The sequence below is a fragment of the Uliginosibacterium silvisoli genome (assembly GCF_036017035.1).
GTDB lineage: Bacteria > Pseudomonadota > Gammaproteobacteria > Burkholderiales > Rhodocyclaceae > Viridibacterium > Viridibacterium silvisoli.
The window spans coordinates 530,514-545,928 of sequence record NZ_JAYXHS010000001.1 but is presented as its reverse complement, the minus strand read 5'-3'; the positions used below and the strand labels follow the sequence as shown (position 1 = coordinate 545,928).

16 protein-coding genes are annotated in these 15,415 nt (G+C 61.7%); 7 read left to right on the top strand and 9 right to left on the bottom strand.

Translation table 11 applies throughout. The features are described from left to right. Nucleotides 1–43: 43 nt before the first annotated feature. On the bottom strand, nt 44–952 hold the full coding sequence (locus VVD49_RS02560; RefSeq protein WP_327597558.1) for an aldose 1-epimerase: 909 nt from the start codon (nt 950–952) through the stop codon (nt 44–46). Nucleotides 953–1,236: 284 nt separating this feature from the next. On the opposite strand from VVD49_RS02560, the gene VVD49_RS02555 reads away from it, so the two are divergent. The 5 genes from VVD49_RS02555 (at nt 1,237) to VVD49_RS02535 (ending at nt 6,079) form a co-directional block, all read left to right on the top strand. Continuing rightward, on the top strand, nt 1,237–2,352 hold the full coding sequence (locus VVD49_RS02555; RefSeq protein ID WP_327597557.1) for a branched-chain amino acid ABC transporter substrate-binding protein: 1,116 nt from the start codon (nt 1,237–1,239) through the stop codon (nt 2,350–2,352). Between the two features lie 195 nt (nt 2,353–2,547). Then, the gene (locus VVD49_RS02550) at nt 2,548–3,480 is read left to right on the top strand and encodes a branched-chain amino acid ABC transporter permease (protein WP_327597556.1); all 933 of its coding nucleotides are present in this window, start codon (nt 2,548–2,550) and stop codon (nt 3,478–3,480) included. 4 nt (nt 3,481–3,484) lie between these two features. Continuing rightward, complete coding sequence (locus tag VVD49_RS02545; protein WP_327597555.1) at nt 3,485–4,600, top strand: ABC transporter permease subunit; 1,116 nt, start codon at nt 3,485–3,487, stop codon at nt 4,598–4,600. Further along, the gene (locus tag VVD49_RS02540) at nt 4,597–5,364 is read left to right on the top strand and encodes an ABC transporter ATP-binding protein (protein ID WP_327597554.1); all 768 of its coding nucleotides are present in this window, start codon (nt 4,597–4,599) and stop codon (nt 5,362–5,364) included. The genes VVD49_RS02545 and VVD49_RS02540 overlap by 4 nt, the downstream gene beginning before the upstream one ends. Further along, nucleotides 5,357–6,079: an ABC transporter ATP-binding protein gene (locus VVD49_RS02535; RefSeq protein ID WP_327597553.1), complete on the top strand. Its 723-nt coding sequence runs from the start codon at nt 5,357–5,359 to the stop codon at nt 6,077–6,079. The genes VVD49_RS02540 and VVD49_RS02535 overlap by 8 nt, the downstream gene beginning before the upstream one ends. Before the next feature lie 48 nt (nt 6,080–6,127). On the opposite strand, the gene VVD49_RS02530 is transcribed toward VVD49_RS02535, so the two are convergent. Together VVD49_RS02530 and glmU are read right to left on the bottom strand one after the other, a co-directional pair. Continuing rightward, on the bottom strand, nt 6,128–6,646 hold the full coding sequence (locus tag VVD49_RS02530; protein ID WP_327597552.1) for an acyl-CoA thioesterase: 519 nt from the start codon (nt 6,644–6,646) through the stop codon (nt 6,128–6,130). Nucleotides 6,647–6,656: 10 nt separating this feature from the next. Next, a complete protein-coding gene (glmU, locus tag VVD49_RS02525) occupies nt 6,657–8,018 on the bottom strand; it encodes a bifunctional UDP-N-acetylglucosamine diphosphorylase/glucosamine-1-phosphate N-acetyltransferase GlmU (RefSeq protein ID WP_327597551.1) in 1,362 nt (453 codons plus the stop codon). 160 nt (nt 8,019–8,178) lie between these two features. Here glmU and VVD49_RS02520 point away from each other — a divergent pair, with 160 nt between their 5' ends. Further along, nucleotides 8,179–9,369: an acetate/propionate family kinase gene (locus VVD49_RS02520; RefSeq protein WP_327597550.1), complete on the top strand. Its 1,191-nt coding sequence runs from the start codon at nt 8,179–8,181 to the stop codon at nt 9,367–9,369. A gap of 35 nt (nt 9,370–9,404) precedes the next feature. Here VVD49_RS02520 and queC read toward each other — a convergent pair whose 3' ends face one another. The 5 genes from queC to lptM all read right to left on the bottom strand — a co-directional run bounded on the left by queC (nt 9,405) and on the right by lptM (nt 12,738). Continuing rightward, nucleotides 9,405–10,091 (bottom strand): 7-cyano-7-deazaguanine synthase QueC, encoded by a 687-nt coding sequence (gene queC / locus VVD49_RS02515; protein ID WP_327597549.1) that lies wholly within the window; start codon nt 10,089–10,091, stop codon nt 9,405–9,407. Nucleotides 10,092–10,195: 104 nt separating this feature from the next. Continuing rightward, entirely contained in the window at nt 10,196–10,639 is a 444-nt protein-coding gene (locus tag VVD49_RS02510) for a CBS domain-containing protein (RefSeq protein WP_327597548.1), read from the bottom strand. 120 nt (nt 10,640–10,759) lie between these two features. Beyond that, on the bottom strand, nt 10,760–11,158 hold the full coding sequence (locus tag VVD49_RS02505; RefSeq protein WP_327597547.1) for an RNA-binding S4 domain-containing protein: 399 nt from the start codon (nt 11,156–11,158) through the stop codon (nt 10,760–10,762). Nucleotides 11,159–11,164: 6 nt separating this feature from the next. Further along, on the bottom strand, nt 11,165–12,433 hold the full coding sequence (gene lysA / locus VVD49_RS02500; protein ID WP_327597546.1) for a diaminopimelate decarboxylase: 1,269 nt from the start codon (nt 12,431–12,433) through the stop codon (nt 11,165–11,167). A gap of 38 nt (nt 12,434–12,471) precedes the next feature. After that, nucleotides 12,472–12,738: an LPS translocon maturation chaperone LptM gene (gene lptM / locus VVD49_RS21790; protein ID WP_416384878.1), complete on the bottom strand. Its 267-nt coding sequence runs from the start codon at nt 12,736–12,738 to the stop codon at nt 12,472–12,474. A gap of 49 nt (nt 12,739–12,787) precedes the next feature. Here lptM and cyaY point away from each other — a divergent pair, with 49 nt between their 5' ends. Then, the gene (cyaY, locus tag VVD49_RS02495) at nt 12,788–13,129 is read left to right on the top strand and encodes an iron donor protein CyaY (RefSeq protein ID WP_327597545.1); all 342 of its coding nucleotides are present in this window, start codon (nt 12,788–12,790) and stop codon (nt 13,127–13,129) included. Here cyaY and VVD49_RS02490 read toward each other — a convergent pair. Then, on the bottom strand, nt 13,126–15,402 hold the full coding sequence (locus VVD49_RS02490) for a penicillin-binding protein 1A (protein WP_327597544.1): 2,277 nt from the start codon (nt 15,400–15,402) through the stop codon (nt 13,126–13,128). The two genes, cyaY and VVD49_RS02490, sit on opposite strands and share 4 nt — an antisense overlap. Nucleotides 15,403–15,415 lie beyond the last annotated feature (13 nt).

Sequence of the window (15,415 nt, the reverse complement as noted above, 5' to 3'; positions counted from 1 at the left end):
CGATTACGATTAGAACAATCAGGCGTCTCATGTCCTCTCCTGGCTAGGGATGGATGTGTGACAGCTTTTGCACCACCTCCAGCGCCATGCGCTCGCCCTTCTTCAACATGCGCATGCCGGGCATGCCAGGGCGATGGAATGCGTCGGTGATGTGCGTGATCGGCTCGAAGCAGAAGAAGGGCAGATTCTCGGGGCGGAACAGGATGGAGGTCGTCAGGTTGTCCGGCTCCGTGGTTTCCCAATCGATGCGCAGGTCGATGTCGTCGCGCTCCATGCGCATGCGCCCATCCCAGCCGGAGAAGTTGTTGTCGATCTTACCGTGACCGAGCGGGCGCAGCGCGTTGAAGTCCCGATCCGCGGGCAGGTCTTCGACGAGCTCCTGTGGAATGCAGTCGTCGCCGGCGAGCCAGTAGCCATCCGCGCGGAACTGCAGGCGCGGGCCTTCGGGATTGTCGCCACGCAACTGGAAGGGATGCCAGGCGAGTCCGTAGGGCATCGGCTTGTCGCCGAGGTGTTCGACTTCAAGGCGCATGGTCATGCTGTCGTCGCCAAGGCTGTAGCGCTGCGTGGCGAAGTAGTCCCATGGGTAGCCGTGCTTGCGATGCGACTCGACGCTCAATTCGATCACCTGCGCGCCGTGCTCGCGCGTCTCCCACTCGTGCATCCAGCCAGTGCCGTGGATCGGTGTCGGGTCGAAGCGGTTCGGCGTCATGGGATGGAACTCGCCATCGACAGTGATACCGCCGCCGGTGACGCGATTGGAGAAGGGCACCAGCGGGAAATTGCCGACCGTGCGGCGACCATCTGCCGTGGTGGGGGCGTAGGGGCGCCAGATGGCATGCCAGCCATCGTTGCGGCGCACTTCCCAGAAGGCGACGCTGCCGCCGAGTTCGGGCAGCAGGCCGAGGCGCTGTCCGGCGGTTTCGATTTTCAGGATGACGGGGTCGCTCAAGGCTCAATCCTTTCTTGTGACGCTGCTTGTTGGTTTGCCGAAGTTGTCAGGCAAGCCGCTTCGCAGCATATGCCTGCGCGCGTCCGCAGACCAGCATGGCATAAGGCCGGGAGACGAGCGGGTGGGGATGTTGCGCAGCATCGAACAATCGTTTTGTTGTGGCTGCAACTTCTGTAACATCCGAGCAGGGTGTAGGCTTCATGTGCCTGCAGCCGCACGAACCGGTTGCTGCCCGTGCATCGGGTTGTCCCTTGAACAAGAGAGTCGTCTTTGCGGAGGTCGTCATGAAAAAAACAATCATTGCTCTATCCCTGGTTGCACTCGGGATGGGCGTGGCACAGGCACAGGAAGTTGTCGTAAAGATCGGCAGTTCGGCTCCACTCACGGGTGCGCAGGCCCACCTTGGCAAGGACACGGAAAATGGTGTGCGTCTTGCCGTTGAAGACGCCAATGCCAAGGGCGTCACCATCGCCGGCAAGAAGGTCAAGTTCGAGGTTGTCGGTGAAGACGACCAGGCGGACCCGAAGCAGGGTACGGCCGTTGCACAACGCCTTGTCGATGCGGGCGTGAAGGCCGTCATCGGCCACATGAATTCAGGGACCACCATCCCCGCGTCGCGTATCTACAACCAGGCCGGCATCGTCATGATTTCGCCCTCGGCCACCAACCCGACGCTGACCCAGCAAGGTTTCGAGAACATCTTCCGCGTCATGGCGCATGACGGCAAACAAGGCCCTGCCGCCGCGAAGTTCGCAGTCAGCAAGCTGGGCAAGAAGGTTGCCGTCATCGACGACCGCTCCGCTTACGGTCAAGGCCTGGCTGACGAGTTCGAGAAGGCCGTGAAGGCCGCTGGCGGCACGGTGACGACGCGCGAGTTCACTACCGACAAGGCCACCGACTTCATGACCATCCTGACCAAGGTCAAGTCGCAGAACCCGGATGTCATCTTCTTCGGCGGTATGGATCCGCAAGGTGGCCCGATGGTCAAACAGGTCAAGCAACTCGGCATTGGTGCCAAGTTCCTGATGGGTGACGGCGGATGTACGCCCGAGCTGATCAAGCTGGCCGGCGACGCGATCAAGGAAGGCACAGCCTATTGCACGCAACCGGGCGTGCCACTCGACTCGATGCCGGACGCCAAGTTCAAGGATCGTTTCAAGAAGCGTTTCAATGCTGAAGTGCAGGCTTACTCGCCGTACTCCTACGACGCAACCTCCACCGTCATCGAAGCCATGAAGACCGCAGGCTCGGTCGAGCCGGCCAAGTACCTGCCTGCGCTGAAGAAAGTCGCGCACAAGGGTGTAACCGGTACGATCAAGTTCGACGAAAAGGGTGACCTCAAGGACGGCGCGATCACCGTTTATGAGTTCAAGGCCGGCAAGTGGGAACCCATGAAGTGATCTGCATCAAATTGAGCTGATGAAAATGGCGCGAACCTGCGGGTCGCGCCATTTTTTTGAGGATGTGCGATTGCGGTGCGGATTTGTCATTTGCAGCCAGCCCTCACCCGGCCTGACGGCGAACTTCCGCATATCAACGATTTGGCGTAACCAGAAACCCAACAACCAAGCCCGTTTCTTGCATACAAAAAAGATATGGAAACGCTACTCCAGCAAATCATCAATGGTCTCGTCGTGGGCAGCATGTATGCGCTTGTCGCCCTCGGCTACACCATGGTCTACGGCATTCTTGGCCTCATCAATTTCGCCCACGGCGACATCCTGATGATCGGCGCCCTCGTAGCGCTGCAGGCCATCAACTTTGCGCAGCACACCTGGCCACATCTCGGTGCATTGCCGACACTGGCTTTCGGCCTGCTGGTGGCGATTCCGGTATCCATGCTGATGGGCTACGTCATCGAGCGTGCGGCTTATCGCCGCCTGCGCAATGCGCCGCGCCTGGCGCCTCTGATCACGGCGATCGGCGTGTCTTTCCTGTTGCAGACGATGGCCATGATCATCTGGGGCCGCAACTACTACAGCTTCCCGCAACTCATCTCGACGACGCCGCTGCAGCCTGTACCGGGCGTGTATATCGCGCCGGTGCAGATCGTGATTCTCATCGTCTCGGCACTGCTGATGATCGGCCTGACCGTGCTGGTAAACCGGACGCGCATCGGTCGTGCGATGCGTGCCACGGCCGAGAACCACCGCATCGCCAGCCTGATGGGCGTGGATGCCAATCGCATCATCTCGCTGACCTTCGTGCTCGGCTCGGGTCTGGCCGCAATTGCTGGCGTGATGATCGCCTCGAATTACGGTATCGCGCACAGCACCATGGGCACCCTGCCTGGCCTCAAGGCTTTTACTGCTGCGGTGCTGGGTGGTATCGGCAATCTGGGCGGTGCGATGCTGGGCGGCATCCTGCTCGGGCTGGTCGAGGCCATCGGGGCCGGCTACATCGAACAGTTCAGCTTCGGCTTCTTCAACTCCAGCTACCAGGATATTTTTGCCTTCGCCATTCTGGGCGTTGTGCTGATCTTCCGACCTACAGGTCTCCTCGGCGAGCGCGTCGCGGATCGAGCGTAAAGACATGGAAGAACTCGCCCGCATCGTGCCGTACTTCGGCACACACAATCCCAAAGCCGCACGCAGCATTGTCATCGCCATCATGCTGTTGGCACCCATCGCGGCACTCGGTGTCGGCCCGGCCTGGGTGCGCATTCTCGACTTCGCGCTGCTCTATGTGATGCTCGCCGTCGGCCTCAATCTGGTGGTCGGTTTTGCCGGCCTGCTCGATCTCGGCTACATCGCTTTCTACGCCGTCGGCGCCTACACCTGGGCCTTCCTTGCCAGCCCGCACTTCGGCGTGCATCTGCCGTTCTGGGTCGTGCTGCCGCTGGGTGCTGGCTTCGCCGCACTGGCCGGTGTGATCCTCGGCTTCCCGGTGTTGCGCCTGCGCGGTGATTACCTTGCCATCGTCACGCTGGGGTTCGGCGAGATCGTGCGTATCTTCATGAACAACCTGAACCACCCGATCAATATCACCAACGGACCGCAGGGCATCAACATGCTCGACACCCTGCACATCTTCGGTTGGGACATTTCGAAGCGTGTAGCCATCACCGATGATTTCAGCATCAACCCCTTGCTGTTCTACTACTACGTCTTCCTCGGCTTCGTCGTGCTGTCGGTGATCCTCGTCAAACGCATGCAGGTGTCACGCATCGGGCGCGCCTGGGCAGCGATCCGCGACGATGATCTGGCTGCCAAGGCAGTCGGCATCAATCTGCGCAACTGCAAGCTGCTGGCATTTGCGATGGGGGCTACGTTCGGCGGTGTGGCAGGTGGCTTGTTCGGTGCCTTCCAGGGCTTCGTGAGCCCCGAGAGCTTCTCGCTGATGGAGTCCATCATCGTGCTCGCCATGGTGGTGTTCGGCGGCATGGGCAATATCGGTGGCGTCATCGTTGGCGCGCTGATCCTGTCATGGTTGCCGGAGGTGCTGCGTAGCTACGCGGTGCCGATGCAGACGGCCGTGTTCGGGCATGTGCTGCTCGATCCGGAAATCCTGCGCATGCTGGTTTACGCGCTGGCCTTGATCTTCATGATGTTGCTGCGGCCGGCGGGTCTCATGCCGGCGCACTCGCGCTACTCGAAGCCCGAGCTTGTGTTGGGCAAGGGCGGCAAGGGTGCAGAGGTGCAGGCATGATCAAGCTGCTCGAAGCACGCGGCATCCACAAGCGTTTCGGTGGTCTGCAGGCGCTCACAGATGTCTCCTTGTCGATCAACAAAGGCGAGATCTACGGCCTGATCGGGCCCAATGGCGCCGGCAAGACGACCTTCTTCAATGTCCTCAGCGGGGCGTACACACCCGAGTCAGGCGAGTTCGTGTTCTCCGGCTCGGAGCTGCCTTACGGCGAACCGCACAAGATCGTCCAGCGCGGCATTGCGCGCACCTTCCAGAACATCCGCCTGTTCCGCGAACTGACGGCGCTGGAGAACGTGATGGTCGGCCACCACACGCGTTCGACGGCGGGCCTGTTCGGCATCCTCCTGCAACGCAAGCATGTGCGCGAGGAAGAGCGTCTCGTGACGGAGCGCGCCTTCGAATTGCTGCGCTACGTCGGCATCGAGCGCTTCGCCAATACCGTATCGAAGAATCTGTCCTATGGAGACCAGCGCCGCCTCGAGATTGCACGTGCGCTGGCCACCGAGCCGCAGCTGCTGGCGCTGGATGAACCCGCTGCCGGCATGAACGCCACCGAGACTTCGCATCTGCGTACCCTGATCGAAACCATCCGCCATGATGGTGTCACCGTGCTGCTCATCGAACACGACGTGAAACTGGTGATGGGACTCTGTGACCGTGTGGCCGTGCTGGACTTCGGCAAGAAGATCGTCGAGGACGTACCTGCCATCGTGCAGAAAAATGCCGCCGTGATCGAAGCCTATCTGGGAGGCGCACATGCCTGATCACGTGCCCATTCTCGAACTGAAGCAGGTGCAGATTGCTTACGGCCAGATCAAGGCGGTCAAGGGCATCGACCTCGCGCTGCATGCTGGCGAACTGGTTTCACTGATCGGCGCCAACGGTGCAGGCAAGACCACCACGCTCAATGCCATTGCCGGCACCTTACCGATTGCCGCGGGTGATCTGATCTACGACGGTGCCAGCATCAACAGCCTGCCAGCGCACAAGCGTGTGCAGCGCGGCTTGGCCCTGGTGCCGGAGGGGCGCGGCATCTTCACGCGGCTCACCGTTGAAGAGAACCTGCGCATGGGGGCTTACATCCGCACCGACAAGGCGCAGATCGAAACTGACATGCAGCGTGTGTTCGAGATGCTGCCGCGCGTAAAAGAGCGTCTTGCGCAGGTCGCGGGCACGCTTTCCGGCGGAGAGCAGCAGATGCTGGCCATCGGCCGTGCCTTATTGTCGAAGCCGAAACTGCTCCTGCTGGATGAGCCCTCGATGGGCCTCGCGCCACTCTTCGTCGAGAAGATCTTCGAGGTCGTGCAATCCATCGTGCGTGAAGGCGTGACGGTGCTGCTGGTCGAGCAGAACGCCAATCTCGCCCTGCATTTCTCGCAACGTGCCTATGTCATGGAGAGCGGCCAGATAACGCTGACCGGGACAGGTGATGCGCTGCTGCACGACCCCAAGGTGCGCAGCGCGTACCTCGGTGAGTGAGCTGGTGACGGCTTGATGGCGCAGGCGGGCCGCCCTGGCCCGCTGACATTACATTGGCGCTGAGCCCGAGCTTGCTGCGCGCAGCATGGCTTCCTGGATCTCGCGCTGACGTCGCTCCATCTCCTGACGCAGTTCGCGGCGCACCTTGGCCGAGGCGTGCCGGCGCAATTCGTCGGCGGTTTGCGGTTGCAGCGCGGGTACCTCGGTGGCCTTGCCCTTGTCGTCGACCGCCACCATCGTGAAGAAGCAGCTATTGGCGTGGCGCACGCTGCGTTTCTGGATGTTCTCGGTAATCACCTTGACGCCGATCTCCATCGAGGTGCGTCCGGTGTAGTTCACCGAAGCGAGGAAGCTGACGAGCTCGCCGACGTGGATGGGTTGGCGGAAAGTGACCTGGTCGACCGACATGGTGACGACATAGCGGCCGGCATAGCGGCTGGCACAGGCATAGGCAACCTGATCGAGCAGCTTGAGCACGGCACCGCCGTGCACATTGCCGGAGAAGTTGGCCATGTCAGGCGTCATCAGCACGGTCATGCTGAGCTGGTGAGAGGGTTGTGCGTCCATCTGCGTGTTCTCAGGCCGGTTTCTTGACTGGGCGCTTCCAGCCCACGATGGTGCTCTGGCGCGTACGCGACATGGTCAGCTCTCCGGCCTGCGCATTGGAGGTCAGCGTTGTGCCCGCTGCAATCGTTGCACCGTCGCCCACCGTCACGGGCGCGATGAGCTGACTGTCCGAACCGATGAAGACATCATTGCCGATGGTGGTGCGGAATTTATTGGCGCCGTCATAGTTGGCGGTGATCACGCCCGCGCCGATGTTGGTCTTGCTGCCGAGGTCGGCATCGCCCAGATAGGCGAGGTGGCCGGCCTTGGTGCCTGCGGCGATACTGCTGTTCTTGACCTCGACGAAGTTGCCGATATGCACGTCTTCAGCCAGCTGCGTGCCGGGACGGATGCGCGCGTACGGGCCGATCGAGCAATCGGCGCCTATCGTCGCGCCCTCGATATGACAGAACGGTGCGAGATGGGTGCCGGCAGCGATCTTCACGTTCTTCAGCACGCAGTGGGCACCGATGCGCACGCCGTCACCGAGCTCGACGGTGCCTTCGAAGACACAACCCACGTCGATCTCCACGTCCGGCTCGCAACTCAGTTCGCCACGCACGTCGATGCGCGCCGGGTCGATCAGGGTGACGCCGTTTTCCATCAGGCTGTCGGCGATATTGCGCTGGTGGATGCGCTCCAGCTCGGCGAGCTGCAGCTTGTTGTTCACGCCCAGCGTTTCCCACACCGCAGAAGGCTGGTGCGCAGCGACTTCGACGCCATCGCCCACTGCCATGGCGATGATGTCGGTGAGGTAATACTCGCCTTGCGAGTTGTTGTTCGAGAGGCGGCCGAGCCAGTCGCGCAGCTTCGTCACAGGCACACACAGGATGCCGGTATTCACCTCGGTGACGCGGCGTTGTTCGGGCGTCGCATCCTTCTCTTCGACGATGCTTTGCACGTTGCCCGCAGCGGAACGGATGATGCGGCCGTAACCTTTGGGATCGATCATGTTCACGGTCAGCAGTGCGACGCGTTTGCCTTCGCTGGCTGCGATGAGGGCCTGCAAGGTCTCGACGCGCGTCAGGGGTACGTCGCCATACAGGATCAGGGCTACGCCATCGTCCTTGATGTGCGGCATGGCCTGCTGCACCGCGTGGCCGGTGCCGAGCTGTTGTGCCTGCTCGGCCCAGGACAGGTCGGCATCCGGCAAGGCGGCGCGCACCTGGTCGCCACCGTGGCCGTATACCACGCAGATCTTGCTGGACTGCAGCTTGCGGGCAGTGGCGATGACGTGGCTGAGCATGGCCTTGCCGGCAATCGGCTGCAGCACCTTGGGCAGGCGCGAGCGCATGCGTTTGCCTTGGCCGGCAGCGAGAATGATGACTTGCATGGTGTGGGGGTCCGGATGTGGAATTGACCTGGATCAGGCGGCGAGGATGAAATGATTTTATCATCGGCTAGGCTTGTACATTGGCCGTTACAGACGTAACGCCAGGCGGACGACCCTCGGGGCGACGCCTTGATTCACTCTGAACTGAAAGGTTGTCGCAATGCAGGGTTTGCTGATCATCAACGCGGGTTCGTCCAGCCTCAAGTTCGCCATGTTCGAGGCGCCTCTCGCAGCCAACGCGCTGGCTCTTTTCAGGGGGCAAATCGACGGCATCGGTGCCGAAACGAAATTTGTCGCCAAGGACGTGAATGGCGCAACGCTGAGCGACACCGTCATCCACGCGCCGGCTGGTACCGACCTCGAAGGCTTGCAGCAATTTGCGCTGGAGCATTTGTTGAGCTGGATCGAGGCGCAGAAGGTCGAGCTGCAAGCCGTCGGGCACCGCGTGCTGCATGGTGGCGAGGACTACAGCGCACCTGTGCGCATCACGCCGGAAGTGTTCGCCACGCTGGAGTCCTTCATTCCACTGGGCCCCTTGCATCAACCGCACAATCTGCGCCCGATCCGCATGCTGGCCAAGAAGTATCCGCAGCTGCCGCAGGTCGCCTGTTTCGATACCGCCTTCCATCGCACGCAACCGTGGCTCGCGCAGACCTATCCGATCCCGCGCAAGCTTACGCAGGAGGGCGTCAAGCGCTACGGTTTTCACGGGACGTCCTATGAGTACGTGTCGCGCGAACTGCCCGCCGTCATCGGCGCCAAGGCGCAAGGCGCAGTAGTGATCGCGCACCTTGGCAACGGCGCGTCCATGGCGGCCCTGCGCGATCTCAAATGCGTGGCGACGACGATGGGTTTTACTGCTGCCGAAGGTTTGATGATGGGCACGCGCAGTGGCACCATCGACCCTGGCATCCTGCTCTACATGGTGGAGCGCCATGGCTACGGTGCCGAGGAGCTGACGCGGGCGATCTACAAGGAGTCGGGCCTGCTCGGCGTGTCCGGCATCAGCCAGGACATGCGCACGCTGGAGGGGAGCGACGCGCCTGAGGCGAAGGAAGCGGTCGACCTGTTCTGTTATCGCGCAGCGCGCGAAATCGGTTCGCTGACCATGGCGGCAGGCGGTCTGGACGCGCTGGTCTTCACTGGCGGGATCGGTGAGAACTCAAGCCATGTGCGCGCCAGCATCGTGAAGTATCTCGGCTGGCTCGGCGCCAGGCTGGATGCGGATGCCAACGCCCAGCGCGGCAAGGCGCAGTGCATCAGCACGCCGGACAGTGGTGTGGTGGTAGCCGTGGTGCCGACTAACGAAGAGTGGATGATCGCGCATCACACCTCGACCCTGCTGGGGTGATGCCGGTCTTGATGACGATGCCGCGCCTTGCGTGGCTATTTGTTGCGGTAGCGCGTCGGGTCGGCTTGGCCCGCTGCCGCAAAACCTTCGCTACGCAAACGGCATGAGTCGCAGACGCCGCAGGCGCGGCCCTCGTCATCGGCCTGATAGCAGGAGACCGTCATCGAGTAATCCACGCCGAGGCTGCTGCCGAGGCGGATGATGTTCGACTTCGACAGGTCGATCAGCGGCGCATGTATTTTCAGGCTGCCGCCCTCGACTCCCGCCTTGGTGGCCAGCTTGGCGAGGTTCTCGAAGGCGGTGAGGAACTCCGGTCGGCAGTCCGGGTAGCCCGAATAGTCCACCGCATTGATGCCGACGTAGATGTGGCCCGCGCCAAGCACCTCGGCCCAGCCCAGGGCCAGTGACAGCATGACGGTATTGCGGGCGGGAACGTAGGTGACCGGGATGCCTGGCTGCACGCCGTCTACCGGCACGTCGATATTGGTATCCGTGAGTGCAGAGCCGCCGAACTGCCCGAGCTCCACTTGCGCGACGCGATGTTCGCGCGCGCCCAGCGCAGCTGCCACGCGCGCGGCTGCTGTCAGCTCGGCCATGTGGCGCTGACCATAGGCTACGGACAGCGCATAGGCCTCAAGGCCCGCATCGCGGGCAATGGCCAGGCAGGTGGCGGAGTCCAGCCCCCCGGAAAGCAGTACAACGGCGCGGTTCGGATTGATCATGATGCGGTGCGAAGAGACGGGCAGATGGACGAGCCAATAGACGAAAGAAAGGCCAAAGCCGGATTATCGCCTGCCATCATGCCCGGGCGACAGAGTGGCCGCGCTCAGGTTGCGATATCGCCCGAGATGTAGCTTGAGAGCTGTGCAATGGTCTGGCGTTGTTCTTCCATCACGGCTTTCACCGCGTCGCCAATCGTGACGATGCCGGCGAGCCGGCCGCGGTCCACCACGGGCAGGTGACGGAAACGGTTTTCGGTCATGATTGCCATGACGTCGTCCACATCCTGGCTTGGTGAGACGGTCAGCAGATTCTCTGTCATGACTTCGCGGATCCGCGTGTCCTTGGAGTTACGGCCGCGCAGCGCGACTTTGCGGGCGTAATCGCGTTCGGTGAAGATGCCCACCAGGCGTTCGCCTTCCAGCACGAGCACGGCACTGATGTCCGTGCGCGCCATCAAGTCCAGCGCCTCGTAGACCGAGGTGTCCGGCGTGACAGAGTGGATCTTGCTCGATTTTCCCGACAGGATTTCGTGAACCGACGTGCTCATGGCTGTCTCCTCTGGCTGGTAGATTCGAGTTTGGCTGGAACCGGCGGCCGGCGCAAGCATTCGCGGGGCAGGGGCCATGCCGCCGGGACCTGCCATGCCAAGTGACTGCTTTCCGCGTGATCAGTCCCAGCGGACGCGGCCCATCTGGCGACGGTCCCGCTTGGTGGGGCGCCCGCGCATATCGTCGGCAGGTTCGTATTCGACCTTGCGGGCTTCGATACGCGCCAAGCGTGCCGCGATGCTCTCGGCGGTTTCTTCATAAAGCGTGCGCGCGATGGTGGCGGAGCCGCGCCTTTCGGCGAGCGCCTGCACGATCAATTCCCAGCGTTGCTCGCCAAGCACGAGATGGATGCGGTCACCGGGCCGGACATTGCGTGCCGGCTTGATGCGCGTGCCATTGACCTGGACGTGGCCGCCATCGACTGCGTCAGTGGCCAGCGTGCGCGTCTTGAAGAAACGCGCGGCCCACAGCCACTTGTCAATGCGGACGCCTTCGCCATCCTTTGCGTGCTCGTGCATAAGTCTTCAGGGCAGGACTGATTCGAGCGCGTAGAGGCTCTCGATGCTTTCGCGCTGGCGCACGAGGTGCATCTTGTCGCCATCGACCATCACCTCGGCGCAACGGCCACGCGTGTTGTAGTTCGAGCTCATGGCCATGCCGTAGGCGCCGGCTGAAAGGATGGCGATGAGATCGCCCTCGGCAAGCGCCAGCTGACGGTCGTGGCCAAGGAAGTCGCCGCTTTCGCAGATCGGGCCGACGATCTCGTAGCTTTGCGCCGTGGCCGTGCCAGGCTTGACCGCAACCATCTCGTGATAAGCGTTGTAGAGGGCAGGGCGGGCGAGATCGTTCATGGCCGCGTCGACGATCGCAAAATTCTTCGTCGGGCTGTGCTTGAGGTATTCCACCTGGGTAAGCAACAGGCCGGCATTGCCGACCAGCGAGCGGCCTGGTTCGAAGCACAGCTGTTCCTTGCGGCCTTCCATGGCGGCCAGCAGGGGTGCGGTGTAGTCGCTCATGCCGGGCGGTTGCTCGTCGTCGTAGCGGATGCCGAGGCCGCCGCCGAGATCGATGTGTTCCAGCGTGATGCCCTCGGACTCAAGCTTCTCCACGAGGCCACGGATCTTTGCTGCAGCTTCCGCCATGGGAGCCGGATCGAGCAGCTGCGAGCCGATGTGGCAGGCGATGCCGCTGATCTTCACATGCCTGGACGCGGCGGCCTTGCGATACAGCGCCAGCGCTTCATCGAAAGCCACGCCGAACTTGTTGTCGCGCAGGCCGGTGGAAATATAGGGGTGCGTTTTCGGATCGACGTCGGGATTGACGCGGAAGGCGATGGGCGCACGCACGCCGATTTCGGCCGCTACGGATTCGATGCGGTCCAACTCGGCAGGCGATTCCAGATTGAAGCAGCGCACGCCGGCGCGTAAAGCTTGCTGCATCTCTGCACGACTCTTGCCAACGCCAGAGAACACGACTTTGTCCGCCGCACCCCCTGCAGCCAGGACGCGCGACAACTCGCCACCGGAGACGATGTCGAAGCCGGCGCCAAGGCGCGCGAAAACATTCAGGATGCCGAGATTGCTGTTGGCCTTGACGGCATAGCAGACCAGCGTGTCGCGGCCGACGAGCGCCTTGGCCCAGTTCTGCCAGGCCATTTCAAGCGCGGCGCGCGAGTACACATAAGTGGGGGTGCCGAAGCGGGCGGCGATGTCAGCCAGCGCAACAGCTTCAAGTTGCAGGCCGGAGCTGCCTTGCGTGAGCGTGGCGACAGGAAAGGCGGAAGAACGGGTCATGGCAGGATTCGGAAACAAGTAGAAATGTCGGGGCCGGATCAGGGCTGGGATTTCGGAGCGGACTGTGCCGTGAGCGGGGCCGGTTGCACGCTTGCAGCGGTAGGTACCGTAGTGGCCGTGCTGGTACTGCCTGCTTTGCTATTATCAGGGGCCGTCGCAGGCGTTGCGGCAGCCGGGGGCAGTGGTTTTGGCAGATACAAACCACCTTTGATGCCGCAGCCGGCCAGCGCAAGGGCGCACACCGTTGCGAAGCAGGCGGATGCGATGGACGGAATCAGGCGGGAAAAGCGGTGAGTCAGGCGCATGGCTGGCCAGTCAAAGTAAAACACAATGGTAGCAAGGACTCAGACCAGCATGGATGAGAACACATTCCTGGACCTGGCCGACGCCGAAATGGCGAGGCTTGAGGCGGCAATCGAAAGAGCCTGCGACGCCGCTGACGTCGATATGGACATGGAGTCCAAACCGGGCGGCATTCTCGAGCTCGAGTTCGAGGACGGCAGCAAGATCATCATCAATCGCCACGCGGCGGCCCGTGAAATCTGGGTAGCGGCGCGTTCCGGCGGCTTTCATTACAAGCCCGATCCCAGGCCGGAGGGCACGCGCTGGGTCAATACGCGCGACGGTGAGGATCTTTACGTCGCGCTGGCACGTGTCATCGGGCAGCAGTCTGGCGCAGCCGTCAGCCTGAGCTAGTTGGCGGCGGGGGCGCTGGCCTCGCCAGCCTGCTCGCCGGGCAGGTTCTCCTCGTAGACAAAATCATCTGCGCCCTTGTCGGTCTTGACCCGAACGAGACCTGGCGGCGCTGTCATGCCTTGCTCCGGCACGCCCTTGAGCGCCTTTTCCATGTAATTGATCCAGATTGGCAGCGCCAGGACGCCGCCTGTTTCGCCTGAGCCGAGACGCTTGGGCTGATCGTAGCCAACCCATGCAATGCCGACCAGATTGGGTTGGTAGCCGCTGAACCAGGCGTCGAGGAAGTCGTTGGTGGTGCCGGTCTTGCCGGCCAGGTCGCTGCGCCCCAGCGACATGGCCTTGGCAGCGGTGCCGCGTCGTACGACGTCCTGCATCATCGAGTTCATGAGATAGACGTTGCGCGCATCCAGTACGCGCTCAGACTGCTTGCCCGCGACTATCGGATCTACACGGGCCACCACGCGGTCTTTCTCATCTCGGATCTCTTTCACCACATAGGGCTGGATACGGTAGCCGCCATTGGCAAAGATGGCATAGGCACTTGCCATCTGCCACGGTGTCACGGCGCCGGAGCCAAGCGCGAGGGTCAGGTAAGGCGGATTCTTGGCTGGATCGAAACCGAAGCGGCTGGTGACGTAGTCTTGCCCATAGGCGGGATCGATGGCTTGCAGCAGGCGTATCGCAACCAGATTCTTGGACTTTGTCAGCGCCGTGCGCAAGCTCATGGGCCCGTCATACTTGCCATCGTAGTTCTGCGGCGACCAGGCCTGACTGCCGGTGGCGGTGGCTGAGAAACTCAGCGGTGCATCGTCAAAAATGCTTTCCGGAGTGAAGCCCTTTTCCAGCGCTGCGGAATAGATGAAAGGTTTGAAGCTGGAACCAGGCTGGCGCCAGGCTTGCGTCACGTGGTTGTATTTATTGCGATTGAAGTCGAAACCGCCAATGAGCGAACGGATCGCACCCGTGTTCGGATCCAGCGAAATGAAAGCGGCCTCGACTTCCGGCGGCTGGGTGATCGCCCAGCCCTTGCCTGTTTTCACGACGCGAATCAGCGAGCCGCGCCGCACCTGTTTCTGCGCCGGTGCGTTGGCCGCCAGCATGGCGGCTGCAAACTTGAGGCTGTCACCACTTACGTCGGCCAGTTCGCCGCCACGCAGATAGATGCGCACTGTTTGCGGAGAGACGGCGAGCACAATGGCCGCCCTGATCTCGTCCTGGTCTGCATAGTTGTCCAGCAGGTCCTCGAGCTGCTCATCCTGCTCCGACTTGATGTCGGCAACATCCAGCTGCGCTTCGGCGCCCCGGTATCCATGACGTCGTTCGTAGTCGAGCACGCCACGGCGCAAAGCCTGATAAGCCGCAGCCTGATCAAGCTTGGTAATGGTTGTGATGACTTTGATGCCGCGTGTGTAAGCCTCGTCCTTGAACTGGTCTACAGCCATTTGTCGTGCCATTTCCGCCACATATTCGGCATGCAGCGAGATCAGCGGCTGCACGGACTGTTGCGTCTTGCTGATCGCCAGCTTGATGGGCTCGGCGACGGCTTTGTCGTGTCTCGCCGCATCAATATAGGCAAGCTGTTGCATACGCCGCAAAACATAATGCTGACGTTGCTTTGCGCGTTCCAGATTGACCACCGGGTTATATGCGGAAGGGGCTTTCGGCAGGCCGGCGAGCATCGCGCATTCGCCAACAGTCAAGTCTTTCAGATTCTTCCCGTAATAGATCTGAGCGGCAGCGCCAAAGCCATAAGCGCGTTGCCCGAGATAGATCTGATTGAGATAAACCTCAAGAATCTGGTCCTTTGACAGGTTTTTTTCGATCTTCAACGCAAGAAGTATTTCGTAGAGTTTACGACTGACGGTTTTCTCGCGGCTGAGGTAGAAATTGCGCGCCACCTGCATGGTTATCGTGCTCCCGCCCTGCCGACGAGCGCCGCCTAGCAGGTTGAGCGCGGTGGCACGGGTGAGTCCGGCAAAATCCACGCCACTGTGCTCATAGAAACGGTCGTCTTCTGCAGCAAGAATGGCGTGTTTAAGGTCGGCAGGCACATCCTTCATGGCAACATAGCTACGACGCTCTTCACCGTATTCGCCGATCAGTTCGCCGTCGGCGGTGTAGATGCGAAGCGGGATGCGCGGTTTGTAGTCGGTGATGGATGCAAGGTCCGGTAGTTTTGGCCACGCAAAAGCGGCGGCGATACCGACCGAGGAAATGGCAAGCAAGAAGAGACCGAGAAGTGCGGCGGCGGCGATAAAGAGTGGTTTGCGCATGGTGGCTCGTATG